18 protein-coding genes and 7 tRNA genes are annotated in these 17,490 nt (G+C 73.0%); 10 read left to right on the top strand and 15 right to left on the bottom strand.

What is annotated here, in order from left to right; translation table 11 throughout:
* Positions 1-104: 104 nt before the first annotated feature.
* Complete coding sequence (locus EST54_RS23840) at positions 105-1,283, bottom strand: hypothetical protein (RefSeq protein WP_129249766.1); 1,179 nt, start codon at positions 1,281-1,283, stop codon at positions 105-107.
* The gene (locus EST54_RS23835; protein WP_129249765.1) at positions 1,283-1,849 is read right to left on the bottom strand and encodes a DUF4365 domain-containing protein; all 567 of its coding nucleotides are present in this window, start codon (positions 1,847-1,849) and stop codon (positions 1,283-1,285) included. The genes EST54_RS23840 and EST54_RS23835 overlap by 1 nt, the downstream gene beginning before the upstream one ends.
* A gap of 201 nt (positions 1,850-2,050) precedes the next feature.
* On the opposite strand from EST54_RS23835, the gene EST54_RS23830 reads away from it, so the two are divergent.
* Positions 2,051-2,776 carry an exonuclease domain-containing protein gene (locus EST54_RS23830; RefSeq protein WP_129249778.1) on the top strand — a complete coding sequence of 242 codons (726 nt, stop codon included), beginning with the start codon at positions 2,051-2,053 and terminating at the stop codon, positions 2,774-2,776.
* Between the two features lie 115 nt (positions 2,777-2,891).
* Here the strand turns inward: EST54_RS23830 and EST54_RS23825 are convergent.
* The 4 genes from EST54_RS23825 to EST54_RS23810 all read right to left on the bottom strand — a co-directional run bounded on the left by EST54_RS23825 (position 2,892) and on the right by EST54_RS23810 (position 4,147).
* Positions 2,892-2,963, bottom strand: a tRNA-Val gene (locus tag EST54_RS23825).
* A 114-nt stretch (positions 2,964-3,077) separates the two neighbouring features.
* Positions 3,078-3,539, bottom strand: a complete 462-nt coding sequence (locus EST54_RS23820) for an SRPBCC family protein (RefSeq protein ID WP_129249764.1) — start codon at positions 3,537-3,539, stop codon at positions 3,078-3,080.
* Positions 3,540-3,625: 86 nt separating this feature from the next.
* Positions 3,626-3,697, bottom strand: a tRNA-Val gene (locus EST54_RS23815).
* A 54-nt stretch (positions 3,698-3,751) separates the two neighbouring features.
* Complete coding sequence (locus EST54_RS23810; RefSeq protein ID WP_129249777.1) at positions 3,752-4,147, bottom strand: TIGR02611 family protein; 396 nt, start codon at positions 4,145-4,147, stop codon at positions 3,752-3,754.
* 223 nt (positions 4,148-4,370) lie between these two features.
* Between EST54_RS23810 and EST54_RS23805 the strand changes: the two genes are divergently transcribed.
* A complete protein-coding gene (locus tag EST54_RS23805; RefSeq protein WP_003959770.1) occupies positions 4,371-4,784 on the top strand; it encodes an SsgA family sporulation/cell division regulator in 414 nt (137 codons plus the stop codon).
* A gap of 227 nt (positions 4,785-5,011) precedes the next feature.
* A complete protein-coding gene (locus EST54_RS23800) occupies positions 5,012-5,578 on the top strand; it encodes a CGNR zinc finger domain-containing protein (protein WP_129249763.1) in 567 nt (188 codons plus the stop codon).
* A 57-nt stretch (positions 5,579-5,635) separates the two neighbouring features.
* Here EST54_RS23800 and EST54_RS34765 read toward each other — a convergent pair whose 3' ends face one another.
* Both EST54_RS34765 and EST54_RS23795 read right to left on the bottom strand, forming a co-directional pair.
* On the bottom strand, positions 5,636-5,791 hold the full coding sequence (locus EST54_RS34765; protein WP_006607510.1) for a hypothetical protein: 156 nt from the start codon (positions 5,789-5,791) through the stop codon (positions 5,636-5,638).
* A 68-nt stretch (positions 5,792-5,859) separates the two neighbouring features.
* On the bottom strand, positions 5,860-6,321 hold the full coding sequence (locus EST54_RS23795; protein WP_129249762.1) for a hypothetical protein: 462 nt from the start codon (positions 6,319-6,321) through the stop codon (positions 5,860-5,862).
* A 170-nt stretch (positions 6,322-6,491) separates the two neighbouring features.
* Here EST54_RS23795 and EST54_RS23790 point away from each other — a divergent pair, with 170 nt between their 5' ends.
* Entirely contained in the window at positions 6,492-7,022 is a 531-nt protein-coding gene (locus EST54_RS23790) for a DsbA family protein (protein WP_129249761.1), read from the top strand.
* Between the two features lie 26 nt (positions 7,023-7,048).
* Here EST54_RS23790 and EST54_RS23785 read toward each other — a convergent pair whose 3' ends face one another.
* The 3 genes from EST54_RS23785 to EST54_RS23775 are packed head-to-tail and all read right to left on the bottom strand — an operon-like array spanning position 7,049 to position 9,785.
* A complete protein-coding gene (locus EST54_RS23785) occupies positions 7,049-7,879 on the bottom strand; it encodes a GNAT family N-acetyltransferase (protein WP_129249760.1) in 831 nt (276 codons plus the stop codon).
* Between the two features lie 35 nt (positions 7,880-7,914).
* The gene (locus EST54_RS23780) at positions 7,915-8,739 is read right to left on the bottom strand and encodes an aminotransferase class IV (RefSeq protein ID WP_129249759.1); all 825 of its coding nucleotides are present in this window, start codon (positions 8,737-8,739) and stop codon (positions 7,915-7,917) included.
* Complete coding sequence (locus EST54_RS23775) at positions 8,736-9,785, bottom strand: chorismate-binding protein (RefSeq protein ID WP_129249776.1); 1,050 nt, start codon at positions 9,783-9,785, stop codon at positions 8,736-8,738. Before EST54_RS23775 ends, EST54_RS23780 begins: the two co-directional genes overlap by 4 nt.
* A 196-nt stretch (positions 9,786-9,981) precedes the next feature.
* On the opposite strand from EST54_RS23775, the gene EST54_RS23770 reads away from it, so the two are divergent.
* From EST54_RS23770 to EST54_RS23750, 5 genes are all read left to right on the top strand, one after another.
* Positions 9,982-10,054, top strand: a tRNA-Gly gene (locus EST54_RS23770).
* A 35-nt stretch (positions 10,055-10,089) separates the two neighbouring features.
* Positions 10,090-10,163 (top strand) — tRNA-Cys (locus tag EST54_RS23765).
* Position 10,164: 1 nt separating this feature from the next.
* A tRNA-Val gene (locus tag EST54_RS23760) sits at positions 10,165-10,236 on the top strand.
* Between the two features lie 22 nt (positions 10,237-10,258).
* A tRNA-Val gene (locus EST54_RS23755) sits at positions 10,259-10,330 on the top strand.
* Between the two features lie 34 nt (positions 10,331-10,364).
* Positions 10,365-10,436 (top strand) — tRNA-Val (locus EST54_RS23750).
* 354 nt (positions 10,437-10,790) lie between these two features.
* Here the strand turns inward: EST54_RS23750 and EST54_RS23745 are convergent.
* A complete protein-coding gene (locus EST54_RS23745) occupies positions 10,791-11,000 on the bottom strand; it encodes a hypothetical protein (protein WP_129249758.1) in 210 nt (69 codons plus the stop codon).
* A 608-nt stretch (positions 11,001-11,608) separates the two neighbouring features.
* Between EST54_RS23745 and EST54_RS23740 the strand changes: the two genes are divergently transcribed.
* The gene (locus EST54_RS23740; protein WP_129249757.1) at positions 11,609-12,958 is read left to right on the top strand and encodes a serine/threonine-protein kinase; all 1,350 of its coding nucleotides are present in this window, start codon (positions 11,609-11,611) and stop codon (positions 12,956-12,958) included.
* 101 nt (positions 12,959-13,059) lie between these two features.
* Here EST54_RS23740 and EST54_RS23735 read toward each other — a convergent pair whose 3' ends face one another.
* From EST54_RS23735 to cobT, 3 genes are all read right to left on the bottom strand, one after another.
* Complete coding sequence (locus EST54_RS23735; RefSeq protein WP_129249756.1) at positions 13,060-13,875, bottom strand: TrmH family RNA methyltransferase; 816 nt, start codon at positions 13,873-13,875, stop codon at positions 13,060-13,062.
* A gap of 53 nt (positions 13,876-13,928) precedes the next feature.
* The gene (gene cobA / locus EST54_RS23730) at positions 13,929-15,167 is read right to left on the bottom strand and encodes a uroporphyrinogen-III C-methyltransferase (RefSeq protein WP_129249755.1); all 1,239 of its coding nucleotides are present in this window, start codon (positions 15,165-15,167) and stop codon (positions 13,929-13,931) included.
* A 170-nt stretch (positions 15,168-15,337) separates the two neighbouring features.
* On the bottom strand, positions 15,338-17,490 hold a 2,153-nt coding region (gene cobT, locus EST54_RS23725; protein WP_244942603.1), incomplete at its 5' end, for a nicotinate-nucleotide--dimethylbenzimidazole phosphoribosyltransferase.

The following is a 17,490-nucleotide window of genomic DNA, read 5'->3' as shown; positions in this document are numbered from 1 at the left end:
CCTGACTCATGTCTCTTGCGCGTCAGCGATTGCTGCGCAGCAGAATCGTACCGAGCCGCCGGACCGGACCGCGAAACGGTTTCACCACCCCCGCGCGCGGGCGCTCAGTCCTCCGCGCCGCAGGCCTCCTCGAAGAAGTCGAGATTCTCCTGGAGCGACTTCAGCAGCCGGTCCCGCTCGGCCTCGTCGACCTGTACGGGCGTGACGTCACGACCGCCGGTGATCCGGCGGAATCCGCCCCGGCTCTCCAGCCGCCCGGTCACCCGGACCGGCAGCCCCACCAGGTGCGCGTGCGCGGCGATGCGGTAGTCCTCCTCCCCCAGCGCGACCCGCACCTGCACCACGTCCGCCCCGGTGATCACCCGCAGCCGCACCGTGCCGGGACCGCCCGGCCGCTCCCTGCGCAGCCGTACGACCGCGCCGGTCACCCGCACCGGCAGCGACGGCTCCGCGCGCACATAGCGCTGGGCGGCCTGTTGCAGCGCGGGCAGGTCTCCGGGCGAGAACTCCACCGCTTCGGGGCGGGCCGGGCAGCCGGCCGGGGCGCCGGCCCCCGGTGACCACTCGACCGAGATCCGCGCTCCCTCCGCGTCCCGCACCAGCGCGATCAGCGCCTGGACCAGCTCATGGCAGACGCCCAGTTCGACGGCCGCGTCGAAGGCCTCCATCCCGCCGGCCGCCCGCTGGTAGTCGGTGGCGTCCCGGGCCGCGTGCAGCGCCCGCTGGAGCCCGGCGACCGCACCGCGCCCGCCGCGCACCGGGACGAACGCGGTCAGCCGGCGCCCGGCCACCGCCGGACCGACCAGCACCTCACCCAGGAACCCCTCGGCCTGCGGGCGGTGCCGCGCGCCGTAGTAGCCGGCCCGGCCGTACGTCGCCAGCGCCCCGGCGACCAGCATCGAGCGGGCCGCCCCGCGCAGCTGCTCCTGCGCCACCCAGTGCGCGGCTCCCGAGCCCCCGTCGGGCACCTCCCGCTCCCAGCGCACCTCGTCACTGGGCACCGCGAGCCCCATCAGCACCTCGCGGGCCGAGGGCGCGGCGCTCTGCGCCAGCGCCGCCAGCGCCTCCGCGAGCAGCTCCCCGCTGTCGGGGAAGCGGCGGTCGTGCGGCACCAGCAGGCTGGTGCCGACCGCGCCGCCGGGCGGCGTCCACCGGGCGTAATGGCCGGCGGCCCCGCCCCGGCGCCGCCAGCCGTGCCGCGCCAGCAGGGCACCGAGCACCGCCGGGTCGAGCTGCGCGGGATCCAGCAGCCGCGCATCGTGGTCGTCGGTCGGCCGGTACATCAGGGTCTCCCTCCCGCCCCGACCCGCGTCATGATCTCGCAGAGCGCTCGGTCGTCGAAGATCCGCGCGGTCGGAATCCGCACGGTGGTCCTGCGCCGGCCGGTCACGGGATGGCCGGCCAGGTTGATCCAGTAGCAGCAGTGCCGCAGTTCGAGACGGTCGTGCGAGGCCCGCAGCCAGTCGTCCCGGGTCCGCGGGGCCAGCATCACGACCAGGATCTTGTGCACCGTGACGGGGGTGCGGGCCAGCTTCACCAGATGGTCGTTGTCGAGGGTGAAGGCGAAGGTCGGCCCCGGCGGGCGGGGCGCGGTCTGGTAGGTGCACTTGAGCTGCACCTTGATGGTGACCTCGTCGTCGACGGTGTGGCCGGGCGCGCCATGGCTGACGTGCCAGTCGATTCCGTTGTCCGGGAAGGGCTGCGCCAGCGAGCACCCGGAGGCGGCGGCGACCGCGTGCAGATACCCCACCTGAAGGGTCTCCATACAGGCGGTGGTGGCGAGTCCGCCGCGCTGCGGGGTGACCCGCGGGGGCAGCAACCCGCCCGGTTCGGGCTGCGCGAGCGTCATCGCTCAAGGCCTTCCGGGCTGTGCCGATCGATGCGTGTGGACGACGGGGAGGGGGCAGCATCCGCGCCGGCCCGTCCCCCTGGTTGTCTCCCCGTCAAGTGGCTCGCAAACAAAGGGCGGTTCGGCGACCCGGCCGCTCGGGTATCACCAGCTCGGATGACGCGCACGTCATCCGCCGTACGAGCGCGAGGAGTTGGGATGATGCCGTGCTGGTATGACGGTCCGCTTGCCGCCTTCGACACCGAGACCACGGGCATCGACGTCGAGCGGGACCGCATCGTCTCCGCGGCCCTGGTGGTCCAGGAGACCCCGCGTTCCGCGCCCCGGGTCACCCGCTGGCTGATCAACCCGGGCGTGGAGATACCCGAGGCCGCGACGGCGGTGCACGGCCTGACGGCCGATCATCTCGCGCTGCACGGCCGCTGGCCGGCGCCGGTGCTGGAGGAGGTCGCGCGTGCCCTGGCCGCCCAGTCGGTGGCCGGCCGCCCGCTGGTCGTGATGAACGCCCCGTTCGATCTCACCCTCCTGCAACGCGAGCTGAAGCGGCATCGCGCCAGCTCGCTCGACGCCTACCTGGGCGGCCATCCGCTGCGCGTCCTGGACCCCCGGGTCCTCGACAAGCACCTGGACCGCTACCGCAAGGGCCGCCGTACGCTCACCGACCTGTGTGCGCACTACGAGGTCGAGCTGACCGACGCCCATGAGGCGGCCGCCGACGCCCTCGCCGCACTGCGGGTCGTCCGGGCCCTGGGCCACCGCTTCGCCGACCGCCTGGACGGGCTGCAGCCGGCGGAGCTGCACACCCGCCAGGCGGTCTGGCACGCGGCACAGGCGCGCGGCCTGGAGGCGTGGTTCGCCCGCAGCGGCCATCCCGAGTCCGTCGATCCGCACTGGCCGCTGCGTCCCGATCTCCCCGCCGCGGCCTGATTACCCCTCAGCAATTTCCGGAGCCGGCCGGCAAAGGGCCGGACGGAATTCCCGGACGGCGTTCTCCAACAAAAAGAACCGGACCGCTTTTTGGCGGCCCGGTTCTTGATCCCGGTGGGCGATACTGGGTTCGAACCAGTGACCTCTTCGGTGTGAACGAAGCGCTCTCCCACTGAGCTAATCGCCCGGGTGTCGGCGGGGCTTCCCGCGAACGAGCAGAACAATACAGGCCGCCCGGGCCTGGCATCAAATTCCTGGTCACCGGCGCCCCGGGGCCGCCCTCCGGGGCGACCGGCGCCGCTCATCCACGGGCCAGCCAGGCGGCCAGGCCGCGCCGCCCGGCCCGCATCATCAGCGCGTGATTGGCGAGGAACGCCGGCCGCCCCAGCAGCGCGAACCTGCGCAGCAGCGGCTTGCGGAGCTCGACGTCCTGCTCGAAGACGACGCGGGTGCCGCCCGCCCCGGGTACGACCGTCCAACGCGCCCAGCCGGCCAGGTCCCCACGCAGCGCCGTCTCCAGCACCCCCCTGCCGGGGTCGCGCACCCGCTCGCTCGCCACCACCGTCAGGTCGTACGGCAGCAGCGACCGGAACCGGGCGATCCCGCTGCGGTCGTCGAGCGGGGTCACCTCGCGGACCTGCGGCCACCAGCAGGGGTAGGCCTCGGCGCGTTCGAGGACGGCATAGACGACGGTGGGCGGGGCGGGGAGCAGCCAGACGGTGCGGAAGCGGTAGCGGTGCAGACGGCGTGACCAGTCGGACATGATCCCAGTGTGCGCCCCCGGGCGGCGCACCCGTCCAACAACCGCGACGGCCCGGAGACTTGGAGTCTCCGGGCCGTCGTCCGGGGTGGGCGATACTGGGTTCGAACCAGTGACCTCTTCGGTGTGAACGAAGCGCTCTCCCACTGAGCTAATCGCCCGGGCGCATCGCCAACATTACCCCACGCCGACGGGCACTTCTGACCATTTCCCGGTCACTCGGGAACGTTCCACGGCACCGCGAAGCCGAACTGCCACACATAGGCCCCGAGCGCCACCGCAATGATCACGACGCCGATGGCGGTCAGCAGGATGTTGCGCCGGCGCACCTTGGGGTCCAGCGCCTTCTGCGCCGCCTCGGTGACCTTGCGCTTGGTCCAGCGCAGCACCAGCTGGGCCCAGACGAACTCGGTCGCCCAGATCGCCATGCCACCGAAGATCACCAGCCAGCCCGGTCCCGGCAGCGGCAGCATGATCACTCCGGCCACCACGACCGCGAGCCCGACGACGAAGACTCCGACCTGCCAGCTCACGTGCAGCGGCCGGGAGCGCTTGATGAAGTGCGGCGCTCTCGAACCGTGCGGCTGCCCGGCCGGAGCGTCCTCCTCCATGGTTCCCGTTCCCCCGTTACTCTGCGTATTCATGGTGGCAAACTTACCGGAAGGTGCGGGTTCGCCGGAATTACCGACGAGGACGATCTCGCAATCCGCCGGAAGAGGTACCTGAAGCCACCCAAAACCGTCAGAGGGGTTTACAACGGCACCGTAGGTGGCATGTCGATTTCGCCGACGTGCGAATCCCCGAGCGCACACTGAGCGAAAGGCCCTGGCGCTTATGAACACCACGGTCAGCTGCGAGCTGCACCTGCGCCTCGTTGTGTCGAGCGAGTCCTCACTGCCTGTACCCGCGGGCCTGCGGTATGACACGGCCGATCCCTACGCCGTGCATGCCACCTTCCACACCGGAGCCGAGGAGACCGTCGAATGGGTTTTCGCCCGCGACCTCCTCGCCGAGGGCCTGCACCGGCCCACGGGCACCGGAGACGTCCGCGTATGGCCGTCCCGGAGCCACGGACAGGGCGTTGTGTGCATCGCCCTGAGTTCCCCGGAGGGCGAGGCCCTGCTCGAGGCGCCCGCGCGGGCGCTCGAGTCGTTCCTCAAAAGGACCGATGCCGCCGTACCACCCGGTACGGAGCACCGGCATTTCGATCTCGACACCGAGCTCTCGCACATCCTCGCGGAGAGCTGAGACGCAGACCGGTTACCGAAAGCACTCACCCGCTCACACTTGCGCCCGTCCGACTCGGGGAGACGGCGCAGGACCGACAAGTTCATACGGCACACTTCGGCGTCGTCGCCGCGGACCCACCGCGGAGTCGGCGCTGAAGCTTGTTCGAGGCGCTAGAGTCGGCGACCATTCGGCAACCACACCAGGGGCGGCACCCGTCCGGCCCCACCCTGCCAGGGAGCGGAACCGTGATGATCACCCATGACACCCGGTGCGCACTGGACGCGGTCGTCGACCTGCTGAACACCGCTCCGGAGGGCGAAGCGCCCGGGGCGCCCGACAGCCTGACCGATCTCGCGGCCCTCGGGGACTTCGTCCGGCGCAACGACATCAGCGACGTGGGCACGCTCGGTACGGGTGATCTGACGGCCGTACGGTCGCTGCGGGAGCGGTTCGCGCAGATCTTCGCCGCCGGGGACGACCGCACCGCGGCCGAACAGCTGAACTCGCTGGTCGCCTCGGCGGGCACCACCCCGCGACTGACCGATCACGACGGGTACGACTGGCACGTCCACTACTTCGCGCCGGGCGCCTCGGTCGCCGAGCATCTGGCCGCGGACGGCGGGATGGCGCTGGCGTTCATCGTCGTCGCCGGAGAGCGCGAGCGGCTGCGGCGCTGTGAGGCGCCGGACTGCCGGCATGCCTTCGTCGACCTCTCCCGCAACCGCTCCCGGCGCTACTGCGACAGCCGCACCTGCGGCAATCGGCTGCATGTCGCGGCGTACCGGGCACGACGGCGGGAGGCCGCGGGCTGAGCCCACGCCGCGCGGCCACGGCCGGGTCGGCCCTGCTCCGCGGCGCACCGGACGGCCTCACAGGATGTAGAGGTCGTGTACGGCTCCGAGGAGGAGCAGGAAGCCGATGACGGCCAGGAAGAGCATCAGCGGCGGCTGGGACAGCGCGAACAGGCAACCGCGCGGTTCGGGGGACGGGGCGTCGTCTTGGGCGAGGGCGCACTCATCGTTCATCTCGCGCGCATCATGACGCAGATGATCGTCTGAGTGCGCCCGATCGGCGCCTCAGCGGCGGTAGTTCATCAGATCCCGTGCTTTTTCAGAATCGCCTCGATGTCCGAGAAGCCATCCTTGGGGGCGCCGGCCTTGTCCGGTGCGGCCTTCCCCTTGGCGGCCGGCTGCGCGGCGGTCCGGCCCGCGCCGAGGGAGGGGGCGGACGCGGCCGGGGCCACCGCGTCGGGCCGGGTGGCCGCCGCGGCCTTGCGCTCATTGCGGCTGCCGATCCCGCCCCTGCGGCGCTCCGCGGCGCGGCTGAGCATGAACAGCACGAACGAGAGCGCGAGCAGGCCGAAGCCGGCCCAGACCGTGGGCTTGAAGACGATGCCGGTGACCCAGTCGATGACGCCCGTCATCACCAGGCCGATGGGGATCAGGGAAAAGGCGGCGATGCGGGTCGCGGCCAGGAACCGCTTGCGGTATGCCGTGATCGCGGCGATGCCCAGGCCCGCCGCCGACACCGCGGCACAGACGGTCGAGGTCAGCATCCGGTCCTCCTGCCGATGGATGGGTGAGCAGGCGATCTGCTCCCTTCCATCCTGCCTTGTCCGGGCCTGCGCGGGCCATGTTCCGGTACGGCCTCAGGGACATCTCGGGGTTGCTCTCCTTCGCAGGTCCCGGTTCGGGCACCGGCCGGAGGGCTGGAAGACTGGCGCCCATGAACGACGCCACCAGCTCCGCCGCCGCCGCTCCCGCCCGCCCCGTTCTGGACGTGTGGTGCGAACTGCAGTGCCCCGACTGTCACGCCGCCCTGGACGACCTGCGGGCGCTGCGGGCGCACTACGGCGACCGGCTGGACATCCGGCTGCGGCACTTCCCCCTGGCCAAGCACAAGCACGCCTACGTCGCCGCGCAGGCCGCCGAGGAGGCCCTGGAGCAGGGTCAGGGCTGGCCGTACATCGAGGCGGTGCTGGCACGCAGCGAGGAGCTCGGCAAGCGCGGCGAGAAGCTGCTGCTGGAGGTCGCCGGGGAGCTGGGGCTGGACGCCGAGGAGCTGGACACCGCGCTGATCGACGGGCGGCATCTGCTGATCGTCGACGCGGACCAGGCCGAGGGCAAGGCGATCGGGGTGACCGGGACCCCGACGTATGTGATCGGCGGCGAGCGGCTGGACGGCGGCACCAGCCAGGAGGGGCTGCGGGCCCGTATCGAGGAGATCGCCGACCGGCTGCTGGCCGAGGAGGGCTGAGCCTCGGCGGGGCCTGACGGGCTCCGTCACAGGATCGGCTTCCAGAGCAGATAGCCGGTGGGCCGGTAGCCCAGCGAGGTGTAGAGGCCGAGCGCGGGCGCGTTGTCCGCGTAGACGTTCAGCCCGAGGGTGGTGCGGCCGGCGGCGAGGCTCTCGCGCTCGGCGACCAGCATCAGGGTGCGGCCGTGCCCGTGCCCGCGGTGTCCTGGGGCGACCTGCACATCGACCACGTAGCCGCCGGGCTGTTCCGGCATCCGCAGGGCGACCCAGATGCTGCCGACGTCCGCGCCGCCGTGGGTCAGGACGCGCAGCGCCTGGTAGGGCGTGGCGACGCCGTCGGGGAGCAGGGCGCGATGGCCGGCGGCCGAGGCCTCCTCGGCGCGTGCCCGGGGCATGCCCTGGGCCAGCTGCGTACGGAGGTGCTCGGCGAGCGCGGCCGCCCGCCAGGCCGGGTACTCCTCCTCGCTCAGCGCCCGGTCGCTGCTGCCGTCGGGCAGCCGGGGCGGGCCGGCGAGGGACTTGCTCATCGTGCGGCTGCGCTCGGTGTAGCCCAGCGTCGCCGCGAGCCGCCGGGCGGCCGCGGCGCCGGCCGGGACGGTCAGCTCGATCTGCCGGCAGCCCCAGCCGCGCAGCACTTCCTCGGCGGCGAGCGCGGCGACCGTGGCGCGGCCGCGGTGCCGGTCCGGTGCGTCGATGCCCAGGTCCGCGATCCGGCCGGCCGTCGGGCCGAACCGGGCGTCGGTCGTCAGCCGGATCCCGCCGACCCGGCGGCTGTTGACGCAGATGTCGTACGGGCGGGCCCGGCCCCCGTCGTCGTGCCGTTCTTCCGGTCCCGAGGGGCGCAGCGTTGTGGTCACCCGGACTTTCTACTCGCCCGCGCGCGCTCCCGTCATCACCGCGGATCGAAGTCGACGGCCGACTGCTCGTCGAAGATCCGCATGGCTTCCGCGGTCACCGGGCCGGGGCCGTCGGCGAGTTGGCGGCCGTCGATCCGGGTCACGGCCTGGACGTCGCGCAGGGTGGAGGTCAGGAAGATCTCCTCGGCCCGCTCCAGGGCGTCCAGCGGCAGGTCGGTCTCCTTGGCGCCGGCCCAGCTGATCGTCAGGGCCCGGGTGATGCCCGCCAGACATCCGGAGTGCAGCGGTGGGGTGTGCAGTTCGCCGTCCAGGACGACGAAGACGTTGGAGCCGGTGCCTTCGCAGAGCGCGCCCACGGTGTTGGCGAACAGCGCCTCGGAGGCGCCCTGTTCCCGTGCGCGGGCCAGGGCGACGACGTTCTCGCCGTACGAGGTGGTCTTCAGGCCGGTGAGCGCGCCGCGCTCGTTGCGGGTCCACGGGACGGTGACGGCGGCCGTGCCGTCGGGGCGGCGTGCGGTCTCGGACAGCGCGATGACCAGCGTCGGACCGGCGTCGCCGCGGTCCGAGCCGAGCGGGGAGACGCCGCCGGTGTAGGTGAGCCGCAGCCGGCCGAGGGCCATCGGGTTGGCGTCGAGGACCGCCGCGCAGCCGCGCCGTACCTCGTCGAGATCGGGATCGGGCAGGCCGAGTCCGCGGGCGGAGGTGGTCAGCCGCTCCAGATGGCGGGTGAGGGCGAAGGCGCGGCCGTGCTCGGCCTTGATGGTCTCGAAGACCCCGTCGCCGACCGTCAGACCGTGGTCGAAGACCGAGACCCGGGCGCCGGCGGCCTCCTGCAGTGCTCCGTCGAGCCAGATCTTCATCGCGTACCTCCAGTCGCCTCGTGCGCGCCCGACGCTACCGCGAGCAGTCTGCGCGCCTTCAACTCCGTCTCCGCCCACTCCCGCTCCGGATCGGAGTCCCAGATGATCCCCGCGCCGGCCCCGAAGCGCAGCACCGGTCCGCCGGGCGGAGTGCGGTCGATCCAGAACGTCCGGATGCCGACCGCGAGCTCACCGGTGCGGCGGTCCGCATCGACCCATCCGATGCCTCCGCAGTACGGCCCGCGGGGCGCGGTCTCCAGCTCGTCGATGATCCGCAGCGCGCTGGACTTGGGGGCGCCGGTGACCGAGCCGGGCGGGAAGGTGGCGTCCAGCAGATCCGCCCAGGCGGTCTTCTCGTTCTCCTCGGCCAGTTCGCCGCGCACCGTGGAGACGAGGTGGACGAGGCCGGGGTGCTCCTCGACGGCGCACAGTGCCGGGACGGTGACGGTCCCGGTGGCGCAGACCCGGCCGAGATCGTTGCGGACCAGGTCCACGATCATCACGTTCTCCGCCCGGTCCTTCTCCGACAGGTCCGCCGCGGTCCGGCCGGTGCCCTTGATCGGCCCGGAAGCGACGGTGCGGCCGTCGCGCCGCAGATACAGCTCCGGGGAGGCGCTGGCGATCTCGACGCCGTGGTCCGGCAGCCGGATCGTGCCCGCGTGCGGTGCCGGGTTTCCGCGGGCCAGCACGGCGGACAGCGCATCGACGTCGGCGCGGCCGGGATCGGGCAGCGGCGCGGTCAGGACCCGGCAGAGATTCACCTGGTAGACATCGCCGGCCGCGATGTGTTCACGGATGCGCCGTACGCCGCCGGTATAGGCCTCCCGGTCCAGGGAACTGGTCCAGGCGCCGGGCACGGGGCCGCGCCAGCCGCCGGGGGCGGGCTCGTCCGCCGAGGTCACCGGTCGTACGTCGCCGAAGCGGGCGCAGACCACGGCGCCCTCGAAGTCGGCGGCCACCGCCCACCAGCCCGAGGAGTCCAGCGCCGCGGGATCACTGGTCACATCGCGCAGGTCGGTGGCTATCAGGCCGCCGAAGCGGGCCATGGGAGCGAAGTCGTGCACGTCAGCGAGTCTATGGCGGCGGCGCGGACCCCGCCTGTGCCGGGCGGGCCGGCGCAGCACGCTGCACAAACGCGTTTTTGTACTGGCCCCGGAATCCGCTAGAGTTCAACACGTCGCCGGGACGCGGAAGCGCCCCGGAGGCCGAGTAGCTCCCGGACGTAGTCTGGGAGAGACACCTGCGGACGTAGCTCAGTTGGTAGAGCACCACCTTGCCAAGGTGGATGTCGCGAGTTCGAGTCTCGTCGTCCGCTCGATGTGGGGGATCTTCCCGAACCCCCTCACTCCTGGTGGAGTGGCCGAGAGGCGAGGCAACGGCCTGCAAAGCCGTCTACACGGGTTCAAATCCCGTCTCCACCTCCAAGGACGATTAGCTCAGCGGGAGAGCGCTTCCCTGACACGGAAGAGGTCACTGGTTCAATCCCAGTATCGTCCACTGCCCGGATTCATCGGGCCCCGCGCGATTAGCTCAGCGGGAGAGCGCTTCCCTGACACGGAAGAGGTCACTGGTTCAATCCCAGTATCGCGCACGCAGCTGCGGATCTTCGTGATCCGCGGTCCCGCGGACGATTAGCTCAGCGGGAGAGCGCTTCCCTGACACGGAAGAGGTCACTGGTTCAATCCCAGTATCGTCCACACCTGATCCTGAGGGCCGGAGCACATCGCTCCGGCCCTCAGGCGTTTTCCGGACGGCATCCGGAAGGTCGACTTCACGCCTTCTCGTCCGGCACTGCTCGCCGCGGCGCCTCCGGAACGGCCCCCCGGCGGCGCGGGGTTCACCCTCCGACGGGCCCGGCGGGCGCCAAGTGCCGCGGCCTGGGACCGTACGCATGCCACGGCTGCGGGACCCCGGCGGCGGCCGGAAAACCCGATGGCCGGGCATCTCCCCAGATGCCCGGCCGTCGTGCCGTCCGCCGTTACCCCCCGTCCCCACGGGGTGATCAGCCGGAGGTCTGTCCCGGGCCGCTCTCCCGGGTCCTGGGGCGCCGCTCAGCGCCCCAGCATTCCGACCACGGACGACGCCTGTGTCATGACGGCTTCCCAGCCGCCGAAGACGACGGCGAGGAGGAACGCCAGCGGCAGCACCATGGCCACCGCGACGAGGGGGTGGCGAGTGCCGGAGGACTGCTGGCCGCCGGGCACCACAGCGGCCCGGCGCCCCTGCGCCCGAAGGGCCGTCCGTCCTGAGGTCTCTGCCATCGTCCCGCTCCCGTCGTATCTGGGGCGGCGGGCGTCTGACCTCGGGGGACGAGTGCTGCGCCCGCCGCTTGAACACCACAGTAGGCAGCCGGCCGGCGGCGGGCGTCATGCCGTCGTACCGATTCGTCGGCCTCCGGGAGGATGACGGAACCGGGCCGCACGTACTCCCCAGGGTGGAGAGAGACGTCCAGGACCTGGGGGCATCCCCCAGGGGGACCGTCGGAACGCGGCGGCGCACGCACTCCTGAGGGTGACCTCGCTCACGCCGGCCGCTCCCCCGCACGCGGCGCGCCTGCCCCGTCCCGCTGCCTTGCCCGCCGCTGTTTTCCGGCCGGGACCGTATCCCCGGCATCCCTCACCAACCGGGCGCGATCACCCTTCATCGTGTCAATCCCCCTGCGGGGAGGGATCTTTGGGAGGTCGGGCGCGAAGCCGGGCGGGGCGGGGCTCGATTCCGCCCCTGTGCTGCGGAATCGGCACCGGCCACGGACAATCCGGCGGCCGACGCATGCGCGGCCTCTGCGCACAGCGAGCCGTCAATCCGTAAGCTGTGCCACGTCAGACGGTTGGTAGCGGAGGGGGCTCCCCACCGCAGGTAGGGGACGGACATGGCGATGATGCGGCTCCGACGCGAGGACCCGCGTGTCGTCGGGACGTTCCGGCTGCACCGTCGGCTGGGCGCGGGCGGAATGGGCGTGGTCTACCTCGGTTCGGACAAGCGCGGGCAGCGGGTGGCGCTCAAGGTGATCCGACCGGACCTGGCGGAGGATCAGGAGTTCCGTTCGCGGTTCGCGCGCGAGGTGTCGGCCGCCCGGCGGATCCGCGGCGGCTGTACGGCGCGGCTGGTGGCGGCCGATCTCGACGCGGACCGGCCGTGGTTCGCCACGCAGTACGTCCCGGGCCCCTCGCTGCACGACAAGGTCAACGAGGAGGGCCCGCTGTCCCCCGCGCAGGTCGCCTCCGTCGGCGCCGCGCTGTCCGAGGGGCTGCTGGCCGTCCATGACGCGGGCGTGGTGCACCGCGATCTGAAACCGTCCAACATTCTGCTGTCGCCCAAGGGCCCGCGGATCATCGACTTCGGTATCGCCTGGGCGACCGGCGCCAGCACGCTGACGCACGTGGGCACGGCCGTCGGCTCGCCGGGCTTCCTGGCGCCGGAGCAGGTGCGCGGGGCCGCCGTGACCCCGGCGACGGACATCTTCGCGCTGGGCGCCACCCTCGCCTACGCCTGCACCGCGGACTCCCCCTTCGGGCAGGGAAGTTCGGAGGTCATGCTCTACCGCGTGGTCCACGAGGAGGCGCAGCTGGCCGGGGTGCCGGATGCCCTGGCGCCGCTGCTGGCCTCGTGTCTGGCCAAGGATCCGGCGGACCGTCCCAGCACCCTGTCGCTGTCGTTGCGGCTCAAGGAGATCGCCGCCCGTGAGGCGCACGGGCTGTCGGGCGGCCCACTGGAGAACGGGGCGGGGGCCGGGACCGGCTGGGAGCGGGGCGAGCGCCGTCTGTCGGAACGGCCGACCGGCCGGCGGGCCGAGGAGTACGCGCGGCAGCGCACCGAGCGGCGGACCGGTGGGAGCACTCCGCGGCCGCATGCGCCCCGCCCCGCGGCGCCCCGTGACGCGGCCGCCCGGCCGTCCGGTCCGGCCTCGGCCGCGGGGAAGGGTCCGCGGACCGGCGGGCGCGCCTCTCGGGGTGTGCCGGCCGCCCGTCCGCCGGGGCGAAACGGTTCACGTACTCCGGTGCGGACGACCTCGGGCGGGCGCCGGCCCGGTCCCGACCGTCGGCTGCTGCGTCAGCGCATCATCGTGTTCGTGGTGGTGACGCTGCTGGTGGCGCTGGGTATCGCGGCCGCGCAAGGGTGTCAGGGGCCGACCAGTGGGCTGGGGCTGGAGCGGCCGGCGCCGGTCGTCTCGTACGGGGGCGTGGACGGGCCCTGGGGGGCGGGGGAACAGAACCCCTAGGGGATACGGGCGCCCCCTGCGGGGCCCAACTCGGCGGGGCCAGGGAGATATTCCCGCCGGGAGATATTCCCGCCGGGAGATTCCCCCTCGGCACCGTTCCGTCAGGCCGGACGGCCCGTCGCCACCGCGTAGAACGCCACCGCGGCGGCCGCTCCGACGTTGAGCGAGTCCACGCCGTGCGCCATCGGGATGCGGACCCATTCGTCGGCTGCCCGCAGCGCACCGGTGCTCAGTCCGCCGCCCTCCGCGCCCAGCATCAGGGCGGCGCGCTCCAGGGTGTGCGGGGCGGCCTCGTCGAGGGCGGTGGCCTTCTCGGCCGGGGTCAGTGCGAGCAGCTTGAACCCCGCTTCCCGTACGGCGGCGAGGTCCCTGGGCCAGCTCTCCAGGCGGGCGTAGGGCACGGAGAACACCGCGCCCATGGAGACCTTCACCGAGCGGCGGTAGAGCGGATCGGCGCAGTCCGGGGAGAGCAGCACCGCGTCCATGCCCAGGGCCGCCGCGCTGCGGAAGATCGCGCCGATGTTGGTGTGGTCGTTGACCGCCTCCATGACCACGATGCGCCGGGCCCCGGCCAGGATGTCACCGGCCGGGGGCAGCGGCTTGCGCTGCATGGAGGCCAGGGCGCCGCGGTGGACGTGATAGCCCGTCACCCGCTCGGCGAGGTCCGGGCTGACGGCGTAGACCGGTGCCGGGATCTCGTCGATGACATCGCGCATGACGTCGACCCACTTCGCCGAGAGCAGCATCGAGCGCATCCGGTAGCCGGCGTGCCGGGCGCGCCGGATGACCTTCTCGCCCTCGGCGATGAAGAGCCCTTCGGCGGGCTCGCGCCGGCGCCGCAGTTCGACGTCGGTCAGGCCGGTGTAGTCGGCCAGCCGGGGGTCGTCCGGGTCGTCGACGGTGATGATTTCTGCCACGGGGAGAGTGCCTTCGTCGGTGTCGGGGGTCCCGTGCCGCGTACGGGACCGGTTTACCTGCGGGTGGGTGCGGGGGCGACGGTGACGACCTCGCCGATCACGATGACCGCAGGGGGGCGTACGCCCTCGGCCCGTACGGTCTCGCCGAGCGTGGCGAGGGTGGCGTCGACCCGGCGCTGGGCGGCGGTGGTCCCCTCCTGGATGACGGCGGCCGGGGTGTCGGCGGCGCGGCCGTGCTCGATGAGCTTGGCGGCGATGGCGCCGCTGTTCTCGACGCCCATCAGGACGACGAGGGTGCCGCGCAGCCTGGCGAGCGAGGGCCAGTCCACGAGGGAGCGCTCGTCGTCGGGGGCGACATGGCCGCTGACGACGGTGAACTCGTGGGCGACGCCGCGGTGGGTGACGGGGATACCGGCGGCAGCGGGCACGGAGATGGTGCTGGAGATGCCGGGGACGACCGTGCAGGGGATACCGGCCTCGGCGAGCGCCTGGGCCTCTTCCATGCCGCGGCCGAAGACGAACGGGTCGCCGCCCTTGAGCCGGACCACGGCCTTGCCCGCCTTGGCGTGCTCGATCAGCGCCTGGTTGATCGCCTCCTGTGCCATGAAACGGCCGTAAGGGATCTTTGCGGCGTCGATGACCTGGACATGCGGCGGGAGTTCGGCGAGCAGGTCGCGGGGGCCGAGCCGGTCGGCGATCACCACGTCCGCCTCGGCGAGCAGCCGGCGGCCGCGGACCGTGATCAGATCCGGGTCGCCGGGGCCGCCGCCGACCAGCGCCACGCCCGGGGTGTGCGGGCGGCGGTGGTGCGGAGCGGCGATGCTGCCCTCCCGCAGGCCCTCGACGATCGCGTCGCGTACGGCGGCGGAGCGGCGCGGGTCGCGGCCGGTGAGCACGGCGACGGTGACGCCCTCGCTGCGGCCGGTGGCCGGGGTCCAGGCGGTGGCCGCCTCGGCGTCGTCGGAGCGCACGCACCACACCCGGCGGTCCTCGGCCTCCTGGGACGCGGCGGCGTTGGCCTGGGGGTCGTCGGTGGAGATCAGCGCGTACCAGGCGTCGGCGAGGTCGCCGTCCTGGTAGCGGCGGCGCTCCCAGCGGATCTCGCCGGCGTCGGCCATCGCCTCGACGGACGGGGTGGCGGACGGGGAGATCAGCAGGACGTCGGCGCCCGCGGCGAGCAGCGACGGCAGCCGGCGCTGGGCGACCTGACCGGCCCCGAGGACGACCACCCGACGGCCGGAGAGCCGCAGTCCGACGGGGTAGGCGGCGTGTTCGGCGGCATGCTCAGCCATGGCGGTACGGCTCCTTGTACGGAAGAGGCGAGTTCGACGGCCCGGATCGGCCGCTGCGGCGCTGAAGCGGCTGGTGAAGAGGTGGTACGGCCGGGGTGGCGGGTAAGGCCCCGGCCCACAGCCTATGGGGCTGCGGGCCGGGGGTCATGCGGGGCGGGCGGCCGCTCCGCTCAGATCTTCTCGGTGACTCCGGCGGAGTCGAAGGTCGCGACCTCGTGCATGGCGCGGGCGGCGCTCTGCACCACGGGGAGCGCCAGCAGGGCGCCGGTGCCCTCGCCGAGGCGCAGATCGAGGTCGACCAGCGGGCGCAGGCCCAGCTTGTTCAGGGCCGCGACGTGGCCCGGCTCGGCGCTGCGGTGGCCGGCGATGCAGGCGGCCAGCGCCTCGGGGGCGATGGCGCGGGCCACGAGTGCGGCGGCGCCGGCGCTCACCCCGTCGAGGATCACCGGCGTACGCAGCGAGGCGCCGCCGAGGATCAGGCCGACCATGGCCGCGTGCTCCAGGCCGCCGATCGCGGCGAGGACGCCGATCGGGTCGGCCGGGTCGGGCTGGTGCAGCTCCAGGGCGCGGCGGACCACCTCGACCTTGCGGGCGTGCGTCTCGTCGTTGATGCCGGTGCCGCGGCCGGTGACCTCGGCCGGGTCGACGCCGGTGTAGACGGCGATCAGCGCGGCGGAGGTGGTGGTGTTGGCGATGCCCATCTCGCCGGTCAGCAGCGCCTTGTTGCCGGCCGCGACGAGATCGCGGGCGGTGTCGATACCGACCTCGATCGCCTTGAGCACGTCCTCCTGGGTCATCGCCGGGCCCGCCGTGAAATCGGCGGTGCCGGGGCGGACCTTGCGCGGCAGCAGGCCCGGGGTGGCGGGAAGGTCGCTCGCCACCCCGACGTCCACGACACAGACCTCGGCGCCGACCTGATGGGCGAAGGCGTTGCAGACCGCGCCGCCGCCCAGGAAGTTGGCGACCATCTGGCCGGTGACCTCCTGGGGCCAGGGGGTCACGCCCTGGGCGTGCACGCCGTGGTCACCGGCGAAGATCGCGACGGCGGCCGGCTCCGGGATCGGCGGCGGGCACTTGCGGGACAGTCCGCACAGCTGCGCGGAGATGATCTCCAGCATGCCCAGCGCCCCGGCGGGCTTGGTCATCCGCTTCTGCCGCTCCCAGGCCTCGCCGAGCGCCTTGGCGTCCAGCGGGCGGATGCCCTGCAGGGTCTCCTGGAGCAGGTCGTGCGGGCTCTCGCCGGGCAGCGCACGGCGGCCGTAGGTCTCCTCGTGGACGACCCAGGACAGCGGACGGCGCTTGGACCAGCCGGCCTGCAGCAGCTCGGGCTCTTCCGGGAACTCGTCGACGTAACCGACGCACAGGTAGGCGACGACTTCGAGGTGCTCGGGCAGGTCCAGTTCGCGGACCATCTCCCGCTCGTCGAAGAAGCTGACCCAGCCGACACCCAGGCCCTCGGCGCGGGCGGCGAGCCAGAGGTTCTCGACGGCGAGCGCGGAGGAGTACGGGGCCATCTGCGGCTGGGTGTGCCGGCCGAGGGTGTGCCGGCCGCCGCGGGTGGAGTCGGCGGTGACGACGATGTTGACCGGCGTCTCCAGGATCGCCTCGATCTTCAGCTCGCGGAACTGCTTGGCGCGCGCCTTGGGCAGCGACTTGGCGTACGCCTCGCGCTGCTGCATGGCGAGCTGGTGCATCTTCTCGCGGGTCTCGGCCGAGCGGATGACGACGAAGTCCCAGGGCTGGGAGTGGCCGACGCTGGGGGCGGTGTGGGCCGCCTCCAGGACGCGCAGCAGCACGTCGTTGGGGATCGGGTCGCTGCGGAAACCGTTGCGGATGTCGCGGCGTTCGCGCATCACGCGGTGCACGGCGGCGCGCTCGGAGTCGTCGTACCCGACGGCCGGGGAACCGGCGGGGGCATCGGCAGCGTCGCCGTCGGGTGCCACCGCGGACTGCTGTGCTCCGGCCGGCTGCGGCTGGTCGTCGTCCTGCTCCTCGTCCTCGCCGAGCTGGACGAGCGCGGCGGCGTCCTGCTGCTGGGGCATCTCGTCGAGGGCGGCAACGGGGGCGTCGGGGGCGGGGCCCGGCGCGGGCACGGCCGACGCGGTCTGCTCGCCGGACGCCTGGGCCGGGATGTGGACGACGACGGGCGGGGCCTCGGCGAGCGGGGCGACGGGGTCGGCGTGCTCAGCGGGACCGGCGCTTTCCGTGGGGTCGTCGGTCGTGGCGTTCGCGTCGGTCGTGGCGCTCGCGTCGGTTCCGGCGGTCTCGTTCGTCCCGGCGGTCTCGTCGGGTGCGGGGGCCGGGGCGGATGCGGCGGGGGCGG

This window comes from Streptomyces sioyaensis, from assembly GCF_004122735.1.
Taxonomy (GTDB): Bacteria; Actinomycetota; Actinomycetes; order Streptomycetales; family Streptomycetaceae; genus Streptomyces; species Streptomyces sioyaensis.
This window is presented reverse-complemented; position numbering and strand designations above follow the sequence as displayed.

What these genes read in the sequence shown, in the direction of transcription:
- EST54_RS23840 (WP_129249766.1), bottom strand. Translation starts at nt 1,283, where the DNA reads ATGTACCGGCCGACCGACGACCACGATGCGCGGCTGCTGGATCCCGCG.
- EST54_RS23835 (WP_129249765.1), bottom strand. Translation starts at nt 1,849, where the DNA reads ATGACGCTCGCGCAGCCCGAACCGGGCGGGTTGCTGCCCCCGCGGGTC.
- EST54_RS23830 (WP_129249778.1), top strand. Translation starts at nt 2,051, where the DNA reads ATGCCGTGCTGGTATGACGGTCCGCTTGCCGCCTTCGACACCGAGACC.
- EST54_RS23820 (WP_129249764.1), bottom strand. Translation starts at nt 3,539, where the DNA reads ATGTCCGACTGGTCACGCCGTCTGCACCGCTACCGCTTCCGCACCGTC.
- EST54_RS23810 (WP_129249777.1), bottom strand. Translation starts at nt 4,147, where the DNA reads ATGGAGGAGGACGCTCCGGCCGGGCAGCCGCACGGTTCGAGAGCGCCG.
- EST54_RS23805 (WP_003959770.1), top strand. Translation starts at nt 4,371, where the DNA reads ATGAACACCACGGTCAGCTGCGAGCTGCACCTGCGCCTCGTTGTGTCG.
- EST54_RS34765 (WP_006607510.1), bottom strand. Translation starts at nt 5,791, where the DNA reads ATGAACGATGAGTGCGCCCTCGCCCAAGACGACGCCCCGTCCCCCGAA.
- EST54_RS23795 (WP_129249762.1), bottom strand. Translation starts at nt 6,321, where the DNA reads ATGCTGACCTCGACCGTCTGTGCCGCGGTGTCGGCGGCGGGCCTGGGC.
- EST54_RS23790 (WP_129249761.1), top strand. Translation starts at nt 6,492, where the DNA reads ATGAACGACGCCACCAGCTCCGCCGCCGCCGCTCCCGCCCGCCCCGTT.
- EST54_RS23780 (WP_129249759.1), bottom strand. Translation starts at nt 8,739, where the DNA reads ATGAAGATCTGGCTCGACGGAGCACTGCAGGAGGCCGCCGGCGCCCGG.
- EST54_RS23775 (WP_129249776.1), bottom strand. Translation starts at nt 9,785, where the DNA reads ATGGCCCGCTTCGGCGGCCTGATAGCCACCGACCTGCGCGATGTGACC.
- EST54_RS23745 (WP_129249758.1), bottom strand. Translation starts at nt 11,000, where the DNA reads ATGGCAGAGACCTCAGGACGGACGGCCCTTCGGGCGCAGGGGCGCCGG.
- EST54_RS23740 (WP_129249757.1), top strand. Translation starts at nt 11,609, where the DNA reads ATGGCGATGATGCGGCTCCGACGCGAGGACCCGCGTGTCGTCGGGACG.
- cobA (WP_129249755.1), bottom strand. Translation starts at nt 15,167, where the DNA reads ATGGCTGAGCATGCCGCCGAACACGCCGCCTACCCCGTCGGACTGCGG.